This window comes from Clostridium neonatale (genome assembly GCF_900465025.1).
In the GTDB taxonomy this organism is placed as follows: Bacteria; Bacillota; Clostridia; order Clostridiales; family Clostridiaceae; genus Clostridium; species Clostridium neonatale.
The window spans coordinates 285,916-308,709 of record NZ_UICR01000001.1 but is presented as its reverse complement, the minus strand read 5'-3'; the positions used below and the strand labels follow the sequence as shown (position 1 = coordinate 308,709).

The 22,794-nt window shown below is 30.4% G+C and carries 17 protein-coding genes and 1 riboswitch; of the genes, 2 read left to right on the top strand and 15 right to left on the bottom strand.

The genetic code is table 11. The annotated features are described in order from the left end of the window. Positions 1-9: 9 nt before the first annotated feature. The 14 genes from CNEONATNEC86_RS01525 to CNEONATNEC86_RS01460 all read right to left on the bottom strand — a co-directional run bounded on the left by CNEONATNEC86_RS01525 (position 10) and on the right by CNEONATNEC86_RS01460 (position 18,128). Complete coding sequence (locus tag CNEONATNEC86_RS01525; RefSeq protein WP_125149634.1) at positions 10-1,335, bottom strand: ABC transporter substrate-binding protein; 1,326 nt, start codon at positions 1,333-1,335, stop codon at positions 10-12. Between the two features lie 361 nt (positions 1,336-1,696). Then, a complete protein-coding gene (locus tag CNEONATNEC86_RS01520; protein WP_125149633.1) occupies positions 1,697-1,963 on the bottom strand; it encodes a GIY-YIG nuclease family protein in 267 nt (88 codons plus the stop codon). Between the two features lie 285 nt (positions 1,964-2,248). After that, positions 2,249-3,904 (bottom strand): biosynthetic-type acetolactate synthase large subunit, encoded by a 1,656-nt coding sequence (gene ilvB, locus CNEONATNEC86_RS01515; RefSeq protein WP_125149632.1) that lies wholly within the window; start codon positions 3,902-3,904, stop codon positions 2,249-2,251. Between the two features lie 125 nt (positions 3,905-4,029). Beyond that, positions 4,030-5,688 (bottom strand): dihydroxy-acid dehydratase, encoded by a 1,659-nt coding sequence (ilvD, locus tag CNEONATNEC86_RS01510; protein ID WP_125149631.1) that lies wholly within the window; start codon positions 5,686-5,688, stop codon positions 4,030-4,032. 6 nt (positions 5,689-5,694) lie between these two features. After that, positions 5,695-6,777, bottom strand: coding sequence for a 3-isopropylmalate dehydrogenase (gene leuB, locus CNEONATNEC86_RS01505; protein ID WP_058293496.1), 1,083 nt, complete (start codon positions 6,775-6,777; stop codon positions 5,695-5,697). Positions 6,778-6,938: 161 nt separating this feature from the next. Then, positions 6,939-7,427 (bottom strand): 3-isopropylmalate dehydratase small subunit, encoded by a 489-nt coding sequence (gene leuD / locus CNEONATNEC86_RS01500; protein ID WP_058293497.1) that lies wholly within the window; start codon positions 7,425-7,427, stop codon positions 6,939-6,941. A gap of 13 nt (positions 7,428-7,440) precedes the next feature. Further along, entirely contained in the window at positions 7,441-8,700 is a 1,260-nt protein-coding gene (gene leuC, locus CNEONATNEC86_RS01495) for a 3-isopropylmalate dehydratase large subunit (RefSeq protein WP_058293498.1), read from the bottom strand. 15 nt (positions 8,701-8,715) lie between these two features. Further along, the gene (gene cimA, locus CNEONATNEC86_RS01490) at positions 8,716-10,311 is read right to left on the bottom strand and encodes a citramalate synthase (RefSeq protein ID WP_159135420.1); all 1,596 of its coding nucleotides are present in this window, start codon (positions 10,309-10,311) and stop codon (positions 8,716-8,718) included. A 52-nt stretch (positions 10,312-10,363) separates the two neighbouring features. Then, positions 10,364-10,882, bottom strand: coding sequence for an acetolactate synthase small subunit (gene ilvN / locus CNEONATNEC86_RS01485; protein WP_058293500.1), 519 nt, complete (start codon positions 10,880-10,882; stop codon positions 10,364-10,366). 516 nt (positions 10,883-11,398) lie between these two features. Beyond that, a complete protein-coding gene (locus CNEONATNEC86_RS01480; RefSeq protein ID WP_125149629.1) occupies positions 11,399-11,815 on the bottom strand; it encodes a hypothetical protein in 417 nt (138 codons plus the stop codon). 619 nt (positions 11,816-12,434) lie between these two features. Continuing rightward, complete coding sequence (gene yicI / locus CNEONATNEC86_RS01475) at positions 12,435-14,786, bottom strand: alpha-xylosidase (RefSeq protein WP_159135419.1); 2,352 nt, start codon at positions 14,784-14,786, stop codon at positions 12,435-12,437. A 125-nt stretch (positions 14,787-14,911) separates the two neighbouring features. Continuing rightward, positions 14,912-15,739, bottom strand: coding sequence for a carbohydrate ABC transporter permease (locus CNEONATNEC86_RS01470; RefSeq protein WP_159135418.1), 828 nt, complete (start codon positions 15,737-15,739; stop codon positions 14,912-14,914). Next, on the bottom strand, positions 15,739-16,617 hold the full coding sequence (locus CNEONATNEC86_RS01465) for a carbohydrate ABC transporter permease (RefSeq protein ID WP_125149626.1): 879 nt from the start codon (positions 16,615-16,617) through the stop codon (positions 15,739-15,741). The genes CNEONATNEC86_RS01470 and CNEONATNEC86_RS01465 overlap by 1 nt, the downstream gene beginning before the upstream one ends. Positions 16,618-16,808: 191 nt before the next feature. Further along, the gene (locus tag CNEONATNEC86_RS01460; protein WP_159135417.1) at positions 16,809-18,128 is read right to left on the bottom strand and encodes an ABC transporter substrate-binding protein; all 1,320 of its coding nucleotides are present in this window, start codon (positions 18,126-18,128) and stop codon (positions 16,809-16,811) included. Between the two features lie 163 nt (positions 18,129-18,291). Between CNEONATNEC86_RS01460 and CNEONATNEC86_RS01455 the strand changes: the two genes are divergently transcribed. Then, complete coding sequence (locus tag CNEONATNEC86_RS01455) at positions 18,292-20,163, top strand: cache domain-containing sensor histidine kinase (RefSeq protein WP_159135416.1); 1,872 nt, start codon at positions 18,292-18,294, stop codon at positions 20,161-20,163. Further along, complete coding sequence (locus tag CNEONATNEC86_RS01450) at positions 20,141-20,917, top strand: response regulator transcription factor (protein WP_125149685.1); 777 nt, start codon at positions 20,141-20,143, stop codon at positions 20,915-20,917. The genes CNEONATNEC86_RS01455 and CNEONATNEC86_RS01450 overlap by 23 nt, the downstream gene beginning before the upstream one ends. Before the next feature lie 63 nt (positions 20,918-20,980). After that, positions 20,981-21,097: riboswitch (SAM riboswitch) on the bottom strand. Between the two features lie 17 nt (positions 21,098-21,114). On the opposite strand, the gene CNEONATNEC86_RS01445 is transcribed toward CNEONATNEC86_RS01450, so the two are convergent. Continuing rightward, positions 21,115-22,452, bottom strand: coding sequence for a hemolysin family protein (locus CNEONATNEC86_RS01445; RefSeq protein ID WP_125149625.1), 1,338 nt, complete (start codon positions 22,450-22,452; stop codon positions 21,115-21,117). Positions 22,453-22,794: the final 342 nt, after the last annotated feature.

Below are 22,794 nucleotides of genomic sequence, written 5' to 3'. Positions count from 1 at the left end.
ATTATTAAATTATTTACTTACTGGAGTAGCAGCTTGAATATCTTCTAACATTTGTTTCTTAGCAGCATCTCCCATATCTGTCTTTATAAATTTAGAGAATACTGGTCCTATATTATTCATAGAGAATCCATCTGGGAAGTTTGTAAATGTCCAAGGAAGAGTCTTTCCTGCTTTATTGAATTCACTAATTGATTTGTTTAACGCATTATCACTTTCTACAGCAAAGTTTGTAAATGCTGGAATCATATCCATATTCTTAACTATAGCTTCTTGACCTTCTTTACTTTCAACCATCCAAGTTAAGAAAGCTTTAGCTTCAGCATTAACTTTTGAATCCTTGTTAACAACCCAATACATAGGAACACCTACTGGAATACAAGAACTCTTTTCACTATCATCAATACTCATTGGTATGAATCCCATATCAAATTCAGCACCCTCAGTTAATTTCTTTAAATCTCCTGCTGTCCAGTTACCTTGTTGCATAAATGCTGTTTTTCCTAATGCAAAATTACCAACTTGAGTACTATAATCAATAGTTTCTAATTTTTCTTTTCCACCATATTTACACATTAATTCAACTAAGTTCATCCAGTCATTAAATTGTTTATTGTTAACTACATCTGCTTTACCAGCAAAATAATCATCAGCAAATTTTTCTGGGTCATCTTGCATTGCAAATGGAATGTTAAATGTATGGTTACCAGTTACCCAAGTTTCCTTTGTAGTATAAGAGAATACGTCATCAATACCTAAATCAGCTTTTTTACTGTCTAGCTTTTCTACAGCTTCTTTTAATTTTGTGAAGCTAGTTATTGATGCAGGATCAATTCCTGCCTTGTCCAAAATTGATTTATTATACATTAAGCCATAACCTTCAGTTGCAGCTGGCATACCATAAACTTTTCCGTCTACAGTTACAGTATCAAGAGTTCCATTAACTGCATTCTTAATCCAGCTTTCATTGCTTAAATCGTCAATTTTATGTTTCCAAACCTCATAATCTCCAGCCCCTTGAATCATAAAGATATCTGGTTCTGTACCTTTTGCAAATTCTGCCTTTAATGATGCACCATAATCAGCACCACCACCAACTGATGTTATTTCAACTTTAACTCCAGTTTCTTCTTCATATTTTTTAGCTAATTCTTGAAGTGCATCATTAATTTCAACTTTTAATTGGAATACTTTTACTACTTTTCCGTCACCACTTTTTGCTGTATCTCCACCTGCACTTGATTTTGAAGAATCTGCTGTTCCTCCACCACATCCTACAATAGTTCCACATGCTAATGTAGTAGCTAAAATTGTTGCTAATAATTTTTTCATTTTCATATAAAATACCCCTCCATTTAAATTATTATTTATTAAAGTCAAAGGTTCTATAAATTTATTTATATTATCTATATGATTAAATATAGATTAATATTCAATTTAAACAATCGTTTGCATTATTATCGAAAATTATTCAAGTCATTTGTTATAATATGTATCATATCTAATATAAGTAAACTTTTTCAATGAATAATATATGAATGCTTATGCTTTACTTTTTGCAATCGGTTGCGATTTGTTGCAAAAAAATATATTTAATATTCAGCAAACAATTATATTTCAGAATATTGTTTTTATTTCCTTTATCTGTTTTTATTATATCAGTGTAAGTAAACTTTTACAAGCACTTTTTAGAAATTATTTATTTATATTTTAGAAATTTTTTTGAACTGCTCTTTATAAGCCATTCCTTCTTACTTCTAGTATATTTTTTTATTTCATACTCCCTTTTCATTGCATCTTTCTTATCATCAAATTCTTCAAAATATACTAATTCAACCGGACCTCTCCCTCTAGTATACTTTGCCCCAGTACCATTAGAATGTGCTTTTATTCTTTTTTCTAAATCGTTAGTCCAACCAGTATATAAAGTATCGTCTGAGCATCTTAATATATATACATAATTCATTTTTATCCTCCGTAGATTGAATTATTATTGTTTAAACAAATCCTATCTATATTTTATAATACATAAAAAAGCGGCTATGCCACGCTTTTTAAGTAAAAACTAAGTATTATTAGTGAATAATTTTTTAGATGAGAACCTTAAGCTTTTTATAATTTTACTTTGAAAATAACACTGCTGTTTTTTCCTTAACTCTTACACAATAAAAAAGAGATAGCATAAATAAATGTACTACCTCTATTTTATAAATTGGTTATTTACTAGTCAATTAGATAATTCAATATAATTTTATTCGGTTATTATCTCATTAATAGGTGCACCTGGTGCTACCATAGGAAAAGCTTTCTTATCAATATCTATTACATAATCTATAAGAACTGGACCTTTTTCTTGTATAGCTTGTTTTAACACAGGTTCTAATTCTTCTGGCTTAGTCACTCTAAATGCTTTTCCACCAAAAGCCTCCATTAGCTTTACATAATCTGTTGGTCTATCAAGAGTTGTTTCCGAGTATCGTTCTTCGTAAAATAAATTTTGCCACTGTCTAACCATTCCTAGACAGTTGTTATTCATAATTATTTCTATCATTGGCAGTCTATTTTTAACTGCTGTAACAAGTTCCTGACAGTTCATTCCGAAACTTCCATCACCAGCAATGTTAATTACTTGCTTATCAGGATTACCAACCTGCGCACCTATAGCAGCACCCAATCCATATCCCATTGTTCCTAAACCGCCAGATGTAACAAATGTTCTTTCTGATTTAAAGTCAAAATACCCCGCTGTCCACATTTGATGTTGCCCAACTTCAGTTGATATTATAAAATTGTTATCATTTAATTCATTTAGTTTTTTGAACAACAATTCTGGAGTATTATAATCCATTGAAACTTCTTTATCTTTTTCTTTTAATGATTCTATTTTTTCAATCCATTCAATATTCTTTTTTTCATTAACTAATGGATATAATTTTTCCAATACTACTTTTAAATCACCAATAACACATTGATCTACCTTAATGTTTTTATTAATTTCTGCTGGATCTACATCTATTTGAAGTATCTTTGCATTTCTTATGTGCTCTTGCTTGCTTATAACTCTATCACTGAATCTTGCTCCTAGTGTTATTAATAAATCACACTTAGTAGCTCCTATATTAGAGGCCTTTGTTCCATGCATTCCGATCATTCCAGTATATAGTTCATGATCATTAGGGAAACCATCCATACACATTAATGATGTCGATACAGGTGCATTTATTTTTCCTGCAAATTTAATTAATTCTTTAGTTGCACCTGATATAACAATACCACCACCTGCATAAATAAAAGGTCTTTTACTATCATTGATTAATTTTACTGCCGCTTCTATGCTTTTAGCTTTTATAACCTTATCTTCTCTATTTATTTCTTTAGGAATTATAGGTTTATAAACTGTTTTATCTGCTGTTATATCCTTTGGAATATCTATAAGAACCGGCCCCGGTCTTCCTTCTTGAGCTATATAAAAAGCTTCTCTAATTATATTTTGAAGGTCTTTTACGTCCTTAACAATATAATTATGCTTAGTTATTGGCATAGTAATACCTGTAATATCAACTTCCTGAAAACTATCTTTACCAAGCAATGGCTTAGTAACGTTTCCTGTTATTGCAACCATAGGCACAGAATCCATATGTGCTGTAGCAATACCAGTAACTAAATTTGTTGCTCCTGGACCTGAAGTTGCTAAACATACTCCAACCTTACCAGTTGATCTTGCATATCCATCAGCTGCATGTGCTGCATTTTGTTCATGCGCTGTTAATACATGATTTATTTTCCCTCTATATTTATATATTTCATCATATATATTTAATACAGCTCCACCTGGATATCCAAATATGGTATCTACACCTTCATCAATTAACGATTTTATTAATATTTCAGCACCTGTCAATAACATATTTTCACCCCCCATTGGACAATTCAAAATTCAAAATTCATACCCTTTAGGGCACCCAGATGGGCAATTCACAATTAAAAAAGGATTTATCCCACAATTGTGAATTGTGCATTGTGAATTCTGAATTACTTAAGTATTGCTCCTTCTGCTGCTGAACTAACTAGTTTAGCATATCTTGCTAAATAACCTTCTTTAACCTTTGGTTCAATTGGCTTAAATGTCTTTCTTCTTTCAGCAATTTCTTCATCACTCAACTTTACATCAAGTTTACAATTATTAATATCTATTGAAATTATATCCCCATCTTCAAGTAATCCAATAACTCCACCGTCAGCTGCTTCTGGAGATACATGTCCTATTGAAGCTCCTCTTGTAGCTCCACTGAATCTTCCATCAGTAATTAATGCAACTGAGGAATCAAGCTTCATTCCTGCAACTGCTGCTGTTGCTTGAAGCATTTCTCTCATGCCAGGGCCACCTTTTGGACCTTCATATCTTATAACAATAACATCTCCTGGATTTATCTTTTTAGAGAAAATAGCTGCATTTGCTTCTTCTTCTGAATTAAAGACTCTAGCTGGTCCTTCATGAACAAGCATTTCTGGTAAAACTGCTGCTCTCTTTACAACAGCACCATCAGGAGCTAGATTTCCTCTTAATATAGCGATTCCTCCAGTTGCACTGTATGGATTATCAATTGGTTTGATAACATCATAATCTGAAACAGTTACACCTTCAATGTTTTCTCCAATAGTCTTTCCTGTAACAGTCATACAACCTAAATCTAGAATATCCTTCTTAGCAAGTTCACTTAATACTGCTGATATTCCCCCTGCTGCATATAATTTTTCAATATGAACATCAGATGCAGGTGCTAATTTACAAAGGTCTGGAGTTTTAGATGATAAATCATTTATTATATCTAAGTTCATTTCAACCTTTGCTTCATTTGCAATTGCAGTTATATGAAGCACACTATTAGTTGAACATCCAAGTGCCATATCAGCCTTTAATGCATTCATTATACTTCTCTCATTAATTATATCTCTTGGCTTAATGTCTTTCTTTAAAACATCCATAACAGCCATACCTGCTTTTTTAGCAAGTCTTAATCTTTCAGAATATACTGCTGGAATTGTTCCATTACCAGGTAATGCAATACCTAATACTTCACATAAACAGTTCATTGAATTAGCTGTAAACATTCCAGAACATGAGCCACATGTTGGACATGCAGAATTTTCTAATTCACATAGTTCTTTTTCATCAATAGTTCCATTTTCATATGAACCAACCGCTTCAAACATAGTAGTAAGAGAGATATCCTTGCCTTTATGTCTTCCAGCAAGCATTGGGCCTCCACTTACTAAAACTGCTGGAATATTAACTCTTAGTGCTGCCATAACCATTCCTGGTACAATCTTGTCACAGTTAGGAATTAAAACTAATGCATCAAATGCATGGGCCTTTGCCATACACTCTATTGAATCTGCAATAAGTTCTCTTGTAACTAAAGAATATTTCATTCCTTCATGTCCCATAGCTATACCATCACAAACACCAATAGCAGGAATCACAATTGGTGTTCCTCCAGCTACTAATATACCTTTTTTAACAGCCTCTGTAATCTTATCAAGATTCATATGTCCAGGTATAATTTCGTTTTGAGCTGATACTACTCCTATTATAGGTCTTTTTATTTCTTCATCTGTTAATCCTAGTGCTTTAAGCAGTGATCTTTGCGCTGCTTTTCCAGGACCTAACTTTATTGCATCACTTTTCATTAGCCTCTACTCTCCTTTAACAATTTTTTTACAAACTAAGTCTCCCATTTCCGTAGTTCCAACCTTAGTTTTTCCTTCACTCATTATATCTCCAGTTCTATAGCCATCTTCAAGAACTGATAACACCGCATCTTCTATAACTTTAGCTTCTTCATCTAAATTAAAACTGTATCTAAGCATCATAGCAACTGATAATATTGTTGCTAATGGATTTGCAATTCCCATTCCTGCAATATCTGGTGCACTTCCATGGATCGGTTCATACATTCCAAGTGTTCCATCTCCAAGTGATGCTGATGGTAACATTCCAATTGAACCAGTAACCATACTAGCTTCATCTGATAATATATCTCCAAACATATTTGAAGTAACAATTACATCAAATTGAGTTGGATCTTTAACAAGCTGCATTGCAGCATTATCTACATACATATAATTAACTTCAACTTCTGGATAATCCTTTGTCATTTCTCCAATAACTTTTCTCCAAAGTCTTGAACTTTCAAGTATGTTTGCTTTATCTACACAAGTTAATTTCTTATCTCTCTTCATTGCTGTTTCAAATCCAATTTTAACAATTCTTTGGATTTCTTTTACATTATATCTTTCAGTATCATAAGCAGATTCTAAACCATCAACAGTTTCTCTACCTCTTTCTCCAAAGTAAATACCACCAGTTAATTCTCTAACTATAGCAATATCTATTCCATTTCCAACTATACTATCTTTAAGTGGTGATGCATTCTTAAGTGGTGCATATAATGTTGCTGGTCTTAAATTACAATATAGATTCATTCCACCTCTTAAGCCTAATAAAGCTTGTTCTGGTCTTACCTTTGCATCTGGATCATCCCATTTTGGACCACCGACAGCTCCAAGTAATACTGCATCATTTCTTTTACATATTTCTAAAGTTTCTGCTGGAAGTGCTTCTCCGGTTTTATCTATAGAACATCCACCAGCTATTGCATATTCATATTCAAATCTATGTCCAAATTTTTCTCCAATTGTTTTTAATACTTTTATAGCCTCTGCCACTATATCTGGACCTATTCCATCTCCTGGTATTACTGCTACGTTACATTTCATTATAAAAATCCCCCTCTTTATCAGTTCACAATTTACAGTTTATAATTAATCAAAGTTTCAAATAAATATAATATTATTTAACTGTGAATTGTAAATAAATATGTTTAGCTTCTATTTTTGCTTATTTATATTAACTATGCTTACTTACCTTTGTTTTACTTCTACTTATTGTTTCTGATATATCCAATAAGTCCATCATTATCGATTATTTTTTGCATGAATTCAGGGAAAGCTTCTCCTTGATATTCTTGGTTCTTAGTTAAGTTTTTAATTAATCCTGTTTTAAAATCAACTTCTAATTCATCACCAGCATCAATATTCTTAACTGCTTCATCACATTCTAATATTGGTAATCCTATGTTTATTGAATTTCTATAAAATATTCTTGCAAATGTTGATGCAATAACACAGCTTACCCCTGCTGTCTTTATTGCAAGCGGAGCATGTTCTCTTGAAGAACCACATCCAAAGTTTTTATTCGCTACAATTATATCTCCATCAGTTACATTTTTTACAAACTCTGTATCAATATCTTCCATACAGTGTGCTGCAAGTTCTTTAGCATCTGATGTGTTTAAATATCTTGCCGGAATTATTACATCTGTATCTACATTATCTCCATATTTGAATACTCTACCTTTTACGCTCATTACTAAATACCTCCTACACTAATTCTGGATCAGTTATTTTTCCAGTTATTGCAGATGCTGCTGCAACAGCTGGACTTGCAAGATAAACTTCCGATTCAACATGTCCCATTCTTCCTACAAAATTTCTATTTGTTGTTGATACACATCTTTCACCCTTTGCTAATATTCCCATATGTCCACCTAAACATGGTCCACAAGTTGGAGTAGAAAAAGCAGCTCCAGCTTCAATTAAATCTTTAATAATTCCTTCTTCTAAAGCTTGTAGATATATTTTTTGAGTTCCTGGAATAACAATACATCTTATTTTCTTGTTAACCTTCTTACCTTTTAATATATCTCTAGCAACTCTTAAATCTGAAATTCTACCATTTGTACATGAACCAATTACAACTTGATCAATTTCAACATCGCCAGTATTATCAATTGTTCTTGTGTTATCTGGTAAGTGAGGGAATGAAACTGTCGGTCTTAATGTACTTAAGTCAATTTCATATACTTCATCATATTCTGCATCTTCATCTGCTTCATACTTCTTCCATTCTCTCTGTGCATGTTCTTTTAAATATTCTTCTGTTTTATCATCTACAGGGAAAATTCCATTTTTTCCACCTGCTTCAATAGCCATATTAGCCATTGTGAATCTATCATCCATAGAAAGATATTGTAATCCATCTCCTACAAATTCCATTGATTTATATAATGCACCATCAACACCTATCATTCCAATTATATGTAGGATTATATCTTTACCACTTATCCATTTAGCTGGCTTATTTTTAAGAACAAACTTTAATGCTGAGGGAACCTTAAACCAACATTTTCCTATAGCCATTCCAGCTGCCATGTCAGTTGATCCTATTCCTGTTGAGAAAGCTCCAAGTGCTCCGTAAGTACAAGTATGTGAGTCAGCTCCAATTACTACATCACCTGCAACAGCTAATCCTCTTTCTGGTACTAAACAATGTTCTATCCCCATTTCTCCAACTTCAAAGAAATTTTCTATTTCCATCTTATTTGCGAATTCTCTGATATATTTTACTTGTTCTGCTGCCTTTATATCTTTATTAGGAGTAAAGTGATCTGGCACTATAGCTATTTTGCTTTTGCTAAATACCTTATCTGTTCCAAATTTCTTAAATTCATTTACAGCTACTGGAGTTGTAATATCATTTCCTAATACTAAGTCTAGATTTGCTTCTATTAATTGTCCGGCTTTTACGCTTTTTAATCCAGCATGTGCTGCTAATATTTTTTGTGTCATTGTCATACCCATCTTAAAATCATCTCCTTAAAAATATGTTTCTAATTTTCTTTGAATATCTTTAATTAATTTATATTCTATTGAATCTACCAAAGCTATCCAACTAGCTTGAATTACGTCTCTGGATACCCCAACTGTACTCCAATTTTCTATACCGTCTGTTGATTCAATTAAAACTCTAACTTTTGCTTCTGTAGCACTTTCAGAATCTAAAACTCTAACTTTATAATCTACAAGTCTTGTTTGTTTTAGTTCTGGATAAAATACTTCTAATGCCTTTCTTATTGCCTTATCTAATGCATTTACAGGGCCTTCACCTTCTGCAGCTGTCATTTCAGTCTGTCCATCAACTGTAATATTTATTACTGCTGTCGAACTAAATTCTTCTGAATTATAAGGCTGTTCTCCAATTATCTTGAAATGATTTAATTTAAAGAACGGTTTATACTTTCCAATAATTTTTCTTATTATAAGTTCTACAGTTCCTTCTGCCCCTTCAAACTGATATCCTTCAAATTCCAAGTCCTTCAGCCTATCAGTAATCTTTTGAACTTCTTTATCATCTTTAGATATATTAGGAAAGACTTTTCTTATTTCCTGTAATATAGTGCTTTTCCCACTAACTTCAGACACTAAAAATCGTCTTTTGTTTCCAACCAATTTAGGATCTATATGCTCATATGATTTAGGTGATTTTGTAACTGCATCAATATGCATTCCACCTTTATGAGCAAATGCTGAATTTCCTACAAATGGGCTTTGATCCTCTAATGTAATATTGCATATTTCTGAAATTGCTCTTGCTGTTTTTGTTAATTCCCCCAATTCATTATTTCCAAGCACATTATAATTAAGTTTTAACTTTAGTATTGGAATTATGCTGCTTAAATTAGCATTTCCACAGCGTTCCCCTATTCCAATAAAAGTTCCTTGAACCTGATTTGCACCTGACTGCACTGCTACTATAGAATTTGCTACTGCCATTCCCATATCATTATGACTATGGATTCCTATTTCAATATCTACTTGGCTTCTCACAAATTTAGTAATACTCGCTATTTCTTCTGGAAGCATTCCACCATTTGTATCACACAGTACAACTGCCATTGCCCCATTTTCTTCGGCAGATTTTACTGTTGACATTGCATATTCTTTATTAGCCTTAAAACCGTCATAAAAATGTTCTGCATCAAATATTACTTTTTTCCCTTTATCTGAAAGATATTTTATTGTATCTTTTATCATTTCTAAATTTTCATCCAAGGTTGTCTTTATTATATCCGTAACTTGAAAATCCCATGACTTGCCAAATACAACAACTGTATCACATTCTGCAGAAAGTAAATCTTTTAAATTTTTATCATCTTCTACTTTAATATTTGGTCTTCTAGTAGAACCAAAAGCAACAACCTTTGAATGCTTTAAATCTATTGTCTTTATTAGCTTAAAGAATTCCATATCTTTGGGATTAGATCCTGGATTTCCAGCTTCAATATAATCTATCTTCATTTCATCCAGTAGTTTTACTATTTTTATCTTATCCTCTAAAGAAAATGAAATTCCATGGCCTTGAGCTCCATCTCTTAAAGTAGAATCAAATATTTTTACCGACTGCTTGTCCATATATTGAATTCCCCCTTAACTTATTGCCATTCATTAATTTTTACAGCTTAAATTACTCTAAATCTAATTCTTCAACACTTTTCTTTAGTGTTTTTTCCCCTCTTTGAAGAGCTGTTATTCCAGTCCTAACCAATTCCTCTATTCCATACTCTTCCATAAGACTTATTAATGCTGATACTTTATCTTCATCCCCAGTTAATTCAATAGTTAATGTATTCGTAGAAAGATCTATTATTTTACTTCTAAAGATTTTTACAGTTTCATTTATTGCTGCCCTATTTTCAGCATTTGCCCTAACCTTTATGAGCACTAGCTCTCTATACACTGATTCATTGTCATTTAAATCTGTTACACATATAACATCTTCCAGCTTATTCAATTGTTTTTTAACTTGTTCTAATACATCTTCGTCTCCGTTCAAAGCAATAGTCATTCTAGAAATATTTTGATCTTCAGTTCTTCCTACAGTTAAGCTATCGATATTATATCCTCTTCTAGAAAAAAGACCACTTACTCTGCTAAGCACCCCTGATGAGTTTTTAACTAAAACAGACAACACATGCTTATCCATATAATTCCTCCTCAAAAATAGTTAAAAAAAACCCACCCTTAATGATATAAATCATAAGAAGTGGGATAAATTTCCGCCTTACATAATATCACTAGGTTCTAACAAACCCTTGCATATAACGGATGCACACCGGATATCTTTTACTCAAGAATTAAATTCTCTTTCTGGATTCTGCTCTGGAGTGATAATTATAAAATTAAAGTATCGATTCTCACCTGCCATCGACTCTCTGAAACTTTTTATCTTTTTTATAACTTTCTCCTTCTCAGCATTTTTTGCTAAAGGATATATTAATTTTTTGTTGTTACGTTAAAGTTTACTACTGTAAATAATCTATGTCAATAATATAAAAAAATTTTTCCACTCTGGTTTTTTAAGATAAGTTTTTTGAAGATTATTTATCTAATTGTTATTAAATTCTTTATTTTTTTAACATTCCGATACATGTTTTCTTATAAATTTAGTATTTTATCTAAATGTATCATATATACTTTTTATTATAGTAGAATAATAATTTTATTTCATTTCTCCATATTGTTCCATAATATCAACCGATTCAATATCTGCTAAAACCAAATCTAGATTGTAGTCATTTATATTAAAATCTATATCCTTTTGGATTAATCTTGATATTATCTCTTCTTGTTCCTCTTCAAATACTATATCTGATTCTATCTTTTTTATAAAATCATCTATCTTATAAACTTTGCAAATTCCTGTCTCAGCTCCTGCTTGAGTACATATATTAACTCTTGGTGCTTCTCCTCCAATATCAGTCAAGTCATTATAATCATTTTTTACTATTTTATGATCAATAAATCTTTCATAATACATATTTACATATGATTTTGCCCCTTCATAATCCGTAAATCCCTTGCATGTTCCATCTGGCTCTACTAATAAATACTCATTATAAGATAATACTTCACTCATAACTAAATTCTCCTTACATAATTAAATTTCAAAGCATAAAAAATTGTCCCTATTATTATTCCCATGAAAAATATTAATTATAGCAATTATTAATCTATTATAATAAAGTCAGCATAAAATGAGCATATTCTCATATTCCTAAGAATTTATATTATCGTATTCTTAGGCATGGATCTCAAATCTTGCATTTAGTGCGAATCGCTAGCATTTAACACTTAGCGAGGTACGAACTTAGTGGTAAAGCCCGCATTTTTCTGCAAGAAAAATACGTTTCTACTAATATAAGTAAGTGTTTCCTAAAAAAATCCCCTCTAGACCTCATAAAATAAGCAAATTCTTAAATTCTTAAATTCTTAAATTCTTAAATTCTTAAATTCTTAAATTCTTAAATTCTTAAATTCTTAAATTCTTAAATTCTTAAATTCTTAAATTCTTAAATTCTTAAATTCTTAAATTCTGGGAATTTTATTTTACTTAACAATGTTTGTCTACTTTTTATTTAAAAATATTTTCACTATATGTTTTTATGTATGCTATAAAGTAATATATCAAAAAAATAGATAAAGATGTAACTAAAAATAAATTTTTTTAATTACACCTTTATAAAAAAGACTACATTTTATTTTAATATACAAAATATTTTGCTGTTTCCAGAGTTAATTTTTATTTTGGTATCATTTTCTTCTGATATAAATTCTGCACCTTCTACAGATTCTACATTAACAACATCTTTTAATACCAATGTCCATTCATCCTCTGTCCCTGTTGATTCAATTACTATTTTATTACCATTCTTTAAAACCTCAACAGAAAGTTTTTCTTCATTGTTCATATCAAAAACTTTTGCACATGCTTTAGTATTTTCTTTTAATTCATATGCTAATAATGAAACATCTTTTCTATAATCATAATCAGGTTTACTATCTTCAGCACCAACTGCAATAATACTATTTTCTTTAATCATCATAGGTACACTTAAGTAGTCATGTTTTTCTTTAATCCATCTTCCACCTTCATATTTCTTTCCAGTTATGAAATTTGTCCACTTTCCTTCTGGTAAATAGTATTTTGCTTTACCTTCATCATTAAATATAGGTGCTACTAAAATTGATTCTCCAAGCATATATTGTTTATCTAAATAAATACATGCATCATCATCTTGATATTCTAAAACCATTGATCTCATAACTGGAATACCAGTTTCATGAGTTATCTCTGCCATTCTATATAAATAAGGCATTATGCTACATTTTAATTTAGTGAAGAATCTAACTACATCACAAGCTTCTTCATCATATAACCATGGTACTCTATATGATTTACTTCCATGTAATCTACTATGAGATGATAGTAATCCAAATGCAACCCATCTCTTATAAACATCAGCTGTAGATGTGCTCTCAAAGCCTCCTATATCATGGCTCCAAAATCCAAATCCAGACATACACAATGATAATCCACCTCTTAAACTTTGCTCCATAGATTCATAGTCAGCTTCACAATCTCCTCCCCAGTGTACAGGGAATTGTTGTCCACCTGCTGTAGCTGACCTTGCGAATAATACAGCTTGATCATCACCTTTGTATTTCTTAAGTGTTTCAAATACTACTTTGTTGTACATAAAAGTATAGTAGTTGTGCATTTTCTTTGTGTCTGACTTATCAAAGTATTGTACATTTTCTGTAGGTATACGTTCACCAAAATCAGTTTTAAAACAGTCTACTCCCATATCAATTAATTCTTTAAGCTTTCCTGAATACCATTCACATGCTGATGGATTTGTAAAATCAACCAATCCCATTGCTGGTTGCCACATATCCCATTGCCATACATCTCCATTAGGTTTCTTTAAAAGATAACCATGTTTCATTCCTTCTTCAAATAGCTTTGATTCTTGTCCTATATAAGGATTTATCCATACACATATATTTAATCCCTTTTCTTTAAGCCTCTTAAGCATTCCTACTGGATCTGGGAACACATCATCATCCCATTCAAAATTACACCAGTTAAAGTCTTTCATCCAGAAACAATCAAAATGAAATACTCTAAGTGGAATATCGCGTTCTGCCATTCCATTAACGAAGCTTGTTACTGTTTCTTCATCATAATTTGTAGTGAATGATGTTGTAAGCCATAATCCAAACGACCATGCTGGTGGTAATGCCGGCTTTCCTGTTAATGTTGTATAATTCTTAACAACTTCTTTCATTGTTTCTCCACCAATTATAAAGTAATCTAAGCACTCTCCTGGAACACTAAATTGAACTTTATTAACATTTTCTGATGCTACTTCAAATGATACCTTTTCTGGATGATTTACAAATACACCATAGCCTTTATTAGTAATATAAAACGGAATATTTTTATATGATTGTTCTGTACTTGTTCCTCCATCTTCATTCCATACGTCGATAGTTTGCCCATTCTTAACAAAGGCTGTAAACTTTTCTCCTAGCCCATAAACTAGTTCTCCTGCACTTAAACGTAACTGCTCTCTCATATAAACACCATCTTCTACAATGTTTATAAAATCTTCTTCTTGTATAGTTTTGATATAAGCAAGTCCTTTATTTTCGCTACAAGTTAATTTTTTATTACCTTTATAGAATGCCATTTCCCATTTTTCTTTACTGAGTATCATTTTAGTATTTCCAGATTTAAATATAACTTCATTTTCATTATCTTCAATTAATACTTTAGTATCTTTGTTTTCATGTATTTCAAAACTAGGTGATTTCTTTTGTTCTCCCATAAAATGATATGCTCTAACTCTAATTACATCTTCCATTGGTGATGTAATCTTATATGTGATGACCGCACCTCCTAAAGTATCACCTCTTGTATTTATTTTAGTACAAGGTGCAGATACTGTTAATGTATCTCCTTCTATTTTTATTCTATGAACTTCTTTTGGGCTATAAATTTTTACTCCTTCTTTATCTAACCAACATCCATTACTAAATTTCATAAAGTTCTCTCCTTTTCATAAATATAATCCTGATTTAAAAATCGTATTCTATGTTATAATATCCCTTTTCTAAATTTATAATTTTCACTATTTTTTATTAAATCATTTAGAAGATATATTAATTTTTATCCCTTTACAGATCCTGCTGCTACTCCTCCAACAATATATTTTTGACCTAAAATAAATACTATTAATACTGGAAGTAATGTTAGCATAATGTCTGCATTAACTAGATTCCATGAATTTTCAAATGCTCCAAAGAAGTTATAAACTGCTAGAGTCATTGGCCATTTTGCTGAATTATTTAAGTAATACAATGGCATTGTGAAATCATTCCATACAGCCATGAAATTTAAAACAAATAATGTTGACATTATAGGTTTTAACAAAGGTAATATTATTTGTACAAATAATTTAATTGGACCACATCCATCAATTACTGCTGCTTCATCTATCTCTCTTGGAATAGTTGATATAAATCCATAGCATAAGAATAAGCTAAGTGGTATATTTATAGCTGCATAAACTAATATAACTCCAATTCTTGTATTAACAAGATTTAATGCTTGCAAAACTTTCATTAATGCAACATTATTAATTGGTATTGCTATACCGGAAATAATAAAGTAGTAGATAAGATTATTTATGCCTTTACGATTTCTAGCAATAACAAAAGCTGCCGCTGATACTACAATTACTATTATTACTACACTTACTGTTGCATATAGAAGACTGTTAAAAAATGAAGATACTAGCTTTCCTTGCTCAATTACTGTCTTATAATTTTCAAACTGCCATGTACTTGGTAAGGTTAGAGACATCTTATTAGATTCTCCCTGTGTCTTAAAGGAGTTAAGAAATAAAACCACTAATGGTATTAATATTATTAAACTTATAAATATTGTTGCAGTATTTGCTACTATTGACTTTATAGTTTTCTTTGAACTCTTCATTAAGCTTCAACCTCCTTATTTTCCATGGATTTAAGAATATAATATAACAGTAGTAGTAATATAAAGAATAGAATACTAGACAAGGTTGTACCCATTGCATAATTTCCTTTTGAAAATTCTTTATATACTGCCGTATTAATTACTCCAGTTGCATTTCCTGGTCCACCATTTGTTAGTGAATAGATCATATCAAATACTCTAAAGCCATATGTTACGTTAAGTACAGTAACATTCACAATAATTGGTTTTAATAAAGGTAATGTTATGCTCTTAAATTTTTGCCAGAATGTAGCTCCATCAATACTTGCTGCTTCATAATACTCTGGTGCAATTGACATTATCCCAGCTATTATTACAACCATTATATATCCCATACCTTTCCAAGTATCTACTGCCATTACAGTTGGGAATACAACCTTTAAGTCTGTTAACCAATTTTTTGTTAAAATATCTAAGCCCATTGTTCTTAGGAAATTATTTAAGAAACCTGTTGTTGGATGTAACATGCTTTTGAAAACAAGACCAACTACTAGATAAGACATTACTTGAGGAGAAAATATAATCATTCTATGAAGATTTTTGAATTTTATTATTTTCTGCGTTAATAAAAGTGCTAATCCTAACCCTACTATTGTTTTTAATGCTGTTGTGACTACTGTAAATGTAACCGTATTCCAAATATATGTGCGATATTCTGGTTTACCTCTAAATACTTCTATATAATTCTTTAATCCAACAAAATTCACTTCACTAGAAAAGTTATTCCAATCAGTAAAAGAATAAAAAATACCTATAATTCCTGGTAAAAAGCAAAGTAAAAAGAATATGACTAATGCACCACTTGTAAAATACCATGGATATAACTTTTTTCTGTCCATAATTATGCCTCCTATTTTTAGTAATTTTTTATTTAATAGTCCTGCCGACAATGAAGGAAATCAAACTTATTATTTTCATTCCTTCATTATTCATTTTTTGCAGAACCCTATGAGCAAACCTTAATATAAAAAATCATTTTTGCTCATTATTATATTGTTAATAACTTCTAAACTTTGTACATAGTCAAAGATTATTTTGTCCAATACTCATCCTTTTGTAAATTTGCTTGTTCTGTCCTTCTATCTATTATTGTTTGTAGTACTTGTTCTGGAGTCATAGCACCAGTATACATAGACTCTAAATCCTTACCAACTTCCATCCATTGGCTATCAACATATTTAACACCAGCTTGAACAACCATGCCTTTTTCCAAAGAATCAATATAAGCTTGGTCTTCATCTGAATATTTTGATTTTATTTCAGGCCAGCATACTTCTGACAATCCTGGTTGTCCATCTAAACGTTTTTGTAAATTTTCTGGTTTTGCTAAAAATTCAAAGAACTTTAATGCAGCATCTACATTTTTTCCATTTTTATTTATAAAATAAGCATTACTAGCTGGATTTACACCAATTGTTTGATTATCACCCCAAGGCATTGTAAAAATGCCTAACTTACTAACATCAAAATCAGGGAAATCTGCTTTTACTTCATCTCTCCAAGCTGATTCAGCCATGAACATTGCTACATTACCATTTGCCATAGCTTCTTTAGCATTTTCAACTGAATTACTTAAATAATCATCACCATAAAATCCTAACTCAGAAAATTCCTTTAATTCTTTTATTATTGTTAATAATTCTGGAACAGAATCTAAGTCAACTTCGTTTTTATTAAGCTTTTCATATAAGTCAGGATGCTTTGCTTGATACATAGCTCCTGTTTCAAATAATGGAAGAACTTGATGCCATCCATTTTGAGTTCCTTCATAAATAGGAGTTGTTCCCGAATCTTTGATTTTTTGACATACATTTTTAAACTCTTCATATGTCTTTGGAATTTCTAATCCTAACTTTTCAAATATTTCTTTATTGTACACATAAAAATACATTTTCTTTCCCGGGAATGTTATACCATATACCTTATCATTATATGAAATTGATGGAATAACATTTGGATCCATTCTTGATACCCATTCTTGATCAGTTACATCCACACAATATTTTTCTGGATTTACCCTAGTAACTAAATTTAATGGATCAGCATCTGCACAAAATATATCTGGTGCTTCACCTGAGTCTAGTTTTACCTTTAAAAGATCACGCCATTGGGCATCTGGTGAAATTTGAAAGTCTATCTTTATTCCTGTCTCTTTCTCAAATTCTTTCGCTAAATCTTGTACCACTCCTGATGTTGGAAGACCTGATTGATGAGAACCAAAAGTTAACGTTACAGAACTTCCGTTGCCAGAAGCTGACGAATAAGATGAGCCTCCACATCCTGTAAGAATACTCCCTGCCATTACCCCCATCATAATAGCACTTAACACTTTTTTTAAACCTTTTACCATATTAAATACCTCCATCCTTTTAATATTTTCATTTACCATGTTTATCATTGTCCATAGCTTTATGATATCATTTACATCACCTATATTACATAGACAAAACAGAACTTTCCTTTGCACTTTTTTGAACTGTATTATATAATACACATTAAAAGGAGGCTAAAAAATGAAGCGTGAATTTTATTATTCTCAAAAGACTTATTTATTCTTTATTTACGGGCTTTTAGTAACAACATTACTATCAATTTTCTTCATTTGTTTTTACTCATTTTACAAGGATAATATAGTAAGTGATTCAAAAATAAAATCCGAATCATTATGTACTTCTATACAGAACTCATTAAATAGTGAATTAAATAATATGTCTACAATATCCATGAATATTGTTTACTCAAATGCATTAAAAAAGAATTTTACTAGCTTTTATAAGAATTATAATTCTAATGAACTAAATACATCAACATTTTCAACATCAAGAGAAAACGTTTTATTAATATATGATATTATTACTGCTATTATAGGCCCATTTCAATCTGCTACCCAAGTAAATATTTACACATTAAATGGGACATGCATCGGTTCTGGTTATTTTCAAGGGGTAACTCAAATTAATTTAGCCGAATTACCTTGGTATGAACCAACTATAAATAAGAATGGATCTAAGCATATATCCACAATATCAACTCTTCCAAATAGCAAAAATTTATATACTGGAATATCTAAATATATCACTTTAACTCGCTTATTTTTTGACAGCAGTGGAGAAGCTGAAGGAATAGTTGAGGTAATACAGGATGGCGATATTGTATTTTCTTTAATTTCAGAATTACAGCAGAAAAACCCATCTACATCATTTTATGTATATAACGAAAATAACGAACTAATATATCCATACAACGTTAAAGAAGATGATAACATAAACTACTTAAAATTAATTAATGAAAATTCACTCATCCCATCTTCTGCTCAATTTGTGAATACAGGTTACATGAAGGAATTTCTAGTATCATATGAAAAAATTCAGCCATATAATTGGACAGTAGTTATAAGTGAACCTAAAAATATAGTTTTTGAATCATTAAATTCTTTTAAAATAAGCTTTATAGTTATAATTTTTCTTTCAGTTGGATCTACACTAATTTTATGTTTCATTATTTCTAGTCGAATTACACACCCTTTAAGCAATTTAAGTCATGCTACTAAACAAATAACAATTAACAATGTACTTGATGAAAACGAAACCATAATTACTCCTATTCATTCAAATATTCAAGAAATCTCTGAATTGTACACATCCTTTATAGATATGTATAGCAAACTTAGAGATTCTTCACATGAAATTTTATTATTAAAATCTGAAGAAACACGAGCAAAGCTGCAAGCTACTCAATCATTATTAAATCCTCATTTCTTATATAATAGTCTAACGAATATAAGTGTTATGGCAGAAGAAAACATGAATAATGATATAGTACGTATGTGTGATTCTCTTTGCAATTATTTTCGATATATAAGTACTAGTGATGAGACTATAGTTTCTTTATTTGAAGAAATTTCATTTACAGAGCAATATATAGAATGTATGAAAATAAGATATGGTAATGATTTTATATACCATTCAGATATTAATGAAAATACAAAAGACATATTTATTCCTAAATTAATAGTTCAGCCATTTGTTGAAAATGCCTTTAAATATGGCTTCAGCGCTTCTCCACCTTGGTATCTTAAGATAAGCTCAAATATTGAAGATGAAAAATGGATAATTTGTATTGAAGACAATGGCGGATGTTTAACCAATGATAAACGTATAGAATTATTATCTAAATTCTATAATCTAGATAAAAACAAAGAGCTAAAGTCTTTGAAAATAGGCGGTATGGGATTAAAAAACGTATATATTCGTTTAAAGATTCTTTATGGAGATGAAAGTATCTTTTATATAGATAATTCAATTTATGGTAAGACAGTATTTATAATTGGAGGTCCAATTTATACAAATAAGGAGGAGTTTTATAATGACCACACACAAATATAAGTATATTGTAGTAGAAGATGAACATCTTATTAGAAAAAATCTAATTAAAAAAATCGAATCTTTATCCATTCCTCTTGAGTTAGTTGGCGAAGCTAATAATGGAGAAGATGCTATTGGCTTGGTTAATGATTTATGCCCATCCATTGTTATTACTGATATTAGAATGCCTCGTTCAGATGGATTAGAGTTAATAAAATATATCCATCATAACTATCCATATATAAAGACAATGGTACTTAGTGGATATAATGATTTCAAATATGCCCAAACTGCACTTAAATACGAAGCCAAAGATTTTCTTTTAAAACCAGTAAAAATAGATGAGTTAAACTCTTCTCTTCAAAACATTTTAATTTCGCTTGATTCAGAAAATAAAGAAGAAGCTAGCTTCTCAATTGATCCACATAACTTAAAGCCAGAAAGGTTAAGCAAATTACTTGAAAATTATTTGATTAACAATTATTCATCAATAACTTCAATTAATGATATTTCTGATAAATTTGGATTCACAAATGAGTATTTAAGCAAAATCTTTAAGAAACATATTGGAGAAACTCCACTTAAATACATCACAAAAATTAGAATAAACAAAGCAAAGCAACTTTTACTGAATCAACCAGAATTAGAAATCAAGAAAATTGGTGAATTAGTAGGTTATAAAGATGCATTTTATTTTAGTCGTGTATTCAGATCAAATGTTGGTCTATATCCTTCTGATTATCGTGAACAAAAACTTAAAACTAATAATAAGTAAAGCAAAAAATGCACTAGAGAACAAATCTCTAGTGCATAACAAAATCATGCTCTATAAACTCTTCTCTTATCTCTAGTCTAAAATGACTACAGGAATTAGCACCATATAAAATAATAAATGAATAATTTTATTGGTTGCCGGGCTTCAAAGGGCCAGTCCCTCTACCTCTCTTGATAAGAAATATTTATTTTTTTAAATTATATACTTGTCTGGTTATTATTATCAAGTATGTTAATTAATATCTTCTCAATTCTTTTTTCATTAAATTTATCTATTTTAAAGTTTATATTTTTATAATTAATATCCATCTCATCTTCTTTAGATGGGATTTTTCCAATTAAATTTATAATAAAACCACTTAATGTGTCTACTTCCTTGCACTCTAGTTCTAATTGAAGTTTTTCATTTATTTCATCCAGTGGCGTTATTCCATCTACTAAAAATGTTTTTGAATCTATTTGCTTTATTTCATCCTCATCATCGTCGTCACAGTCATTTAATTCACCAGTAATTTCTTCAATTAAATCTTTTACTGTAACTATTCCTGAGAAACCACCATACTCATCAATTACTACTGCCATATGCATTTTAGATGACTGCATTGACTTAAGCAACGAATGTATATTTTTCCCTTCATGAACGAAGTATGGCTTTTGAAGTATTTCTCTAATATTGACATTTTCAAAACCCTTTTTCTTAGCCTCTATTATAAAATCTTTTATATAAAGGATTCCTATTATATTATCAATACTTTCCTCATATACTGGAACTCTAGAAAATTTTGATTCTAATAATTCATCTAAATATGATTCTAATTCATCTTCTATATCTATACAATAAACTTCTGTTCTAGGTATCATTATCTTTTCTGTCTTTTTATCATTAAATTCAAAGATACCTTCTATCATGTCTTTCTCACTTTCATTTATTGCACCATATTCTTCGCCCTCTTCTATCAGTGATTTAATTTCTTCCTTAGTAACCCTCTGCTCATCACCTTCACTATCTAATCCTAAAAGTTTAACTATTAAATAAGTTGACATAGATAGAATCTTTACAAAAGGTAACACTATTTTACTTATAAGTAATATTGGTTTAAGAGATAACATTGCTATAGTTTCTGATTTTCTTAGTGCTATTCTTTTAGGCACCAATTCTCCAAATACTAGGGTAAAATAAGATAAGATAATTGTAACTCCTGCAAATGCTATCTCATTTCCATATGGTACTCCCATATTTCCTAAGAATTTTCCAAAATCTTGAGATATCCCTGTAGCAGCTGAAGCACTGGCAAAAAATCCAGCCAATGTTATTCCTACTTGAATAGTAGATAAGAAATTTGTTGGTTCTTCTATTAGTTTGTACAAAATAGCAGCTTTCTTATTGCCTTCATTAGCTAGCATCTTCATCCTATTTTTGTTCAAAGATACTATAGCCATTTCTGCTGATGCAAAAAAAGCATTAATTGCTGTTAATAAAAATAGTATTGAAATTTGAAATAAATAATTGTTGGTCAGGACCGATTCACCGTCCATAGTTTTCCCTCCTAAATTTTTATGATTATAAATTATTATATTTTTAATAATATCATAATTAGAATGCAATCGGTATATTTATTTAAATATTTTACATAAATTTCATTTATTATTAAGACTGTATTCATAATTCATAACAAAATCGCCAAAGCGACTATTATATAATCCCTATAAAACATAAATCCAATATAATACGATAACTTAAATTTAAAAAAATCCTTTAGCCATCGATTTTTTTCAGCGCATACTGGATTTTCTGAGCTTGCCGAAGAAAAGGCCAGCGCATATATTTTATTTTTTTATTCTTTAGGTTCCATAGCATTAGTTTATTACAATATTTTT

Excerpts from the sequence above, each read along its gene's own strand:
- CNEONATNEC86_RS01465 (WP_125149626.1), bottom strand. The coding sequence starts at position 16,617 with ATGGACAGAAAAAAGTTATATCCATGGTATTTTACAAGTGGTGCATTA.
- ilvB (WP_125149632.1), bottom strand. The coding sequence starts at position 3,904 with ATGTTATTGACAGGTGCTGAAATATTAATAAAATCGTTAATTGATGAA.
- leuD (WP_058293497.1), bottom strand. The coding sequence starts at position 7,427 with ATGAGCGTAAAAGGTAGAGTATTCAAATATGGAGATAATGTAGATACA.
- CNEONATNEC86_RS01460 (WP_159135417.1), bottom strand. The coding sequence starts at position 18,128 with ATGGTAAAAGGTTTAAAAAAAGTGTTAAGTGCTATTATGATGGGGGTA.
- leuC (WP_058293498.1), bottom strand. The coding sequence starts at position 8,700 with ATGGGTATGACAATGACACAAAAAATATTAGCAGCACATGCTGGATTA.
- CNEONATNEC86_RS01445 (WP_125149625.1), bottom strand. The coding sequence starts at position 22,452 with ATGGACGGTGAATCGGTCCTGACCAACAATTATTTATTTCAAATTTCA.
- CNEONATNEC86_RS01455 (WP_159135416.1), top strand. The coding sequence starts at position 18,292 with ATGAAGCGTGAATTTTATTATTCTCAAAAGACTTATTTATTCTTTATT.
- CNEONATNEC86_RS01520 (WP_125149633.1), bottom strand. The coding sequence starts at position 1,963 with ATGAATTATGTATATATATTAAGATGCTCAGACGATACTTTATATACT.
- ilvD (WP_125149631.1), bottom strand. The coding sequence starts at position 5,688 with ATGAAAAGTGATGCAATAAAGTTAGGTCCTGGAAAAGCAGCGCAAAGA.
- leuB (WP_058293496.1), bottom strand. The coding sequence starts at position 6,777 with ATGAAATGTAACGTAGCAGTAATACCAGGAGATGGAATAGGTCCAGAT.
- ilvN (WP_058293500.1), bottom strand. The coding sequence starts at position 10,882 with ATGGATAAGCATGTGTTGTCTGTTTTAGTTAAAAACTCATCAGGGGTG.
- CNEONATNEC86_RS01480 (WP_125149629.1), bottom strand. The coding sequence starts at position 11,815 with ATGAGTGAAGTATTATCTTATAATGAGTATTTATTAGTAGAGCCAGAT.
- cimA (WP_159135420.1), bottom strand. The coding sequence starts at position 10,311 with ATGGACAAGCAGTCGGTAAAAATATTTGATTCTACTTTAAGAGATGGA.
- CNEONATNEC86_RS01470 (WP_159135418.1), bottom strand. The coding sequence starts at position 15,739 with ATGAAGAGTTCAAAGAAAACTATAAAGTCAATAGTAGCAAATACTGCA.
- yicI (WP_159135419.1), bottom strand. The coding sequence starts at position 14,786 with ATGAAATTTAGTAATGGATGTTGGTTAGATAAAGAAGGAGTAAAAATT.
- CNEONATNEC86_RS01525 (WP_125149634.1), bottom strand. The coding sequence starts at position 1,335 with ATGAAAATGAAAAAATTATTAGCAACAATTTTAGCTACTACATTAGCA.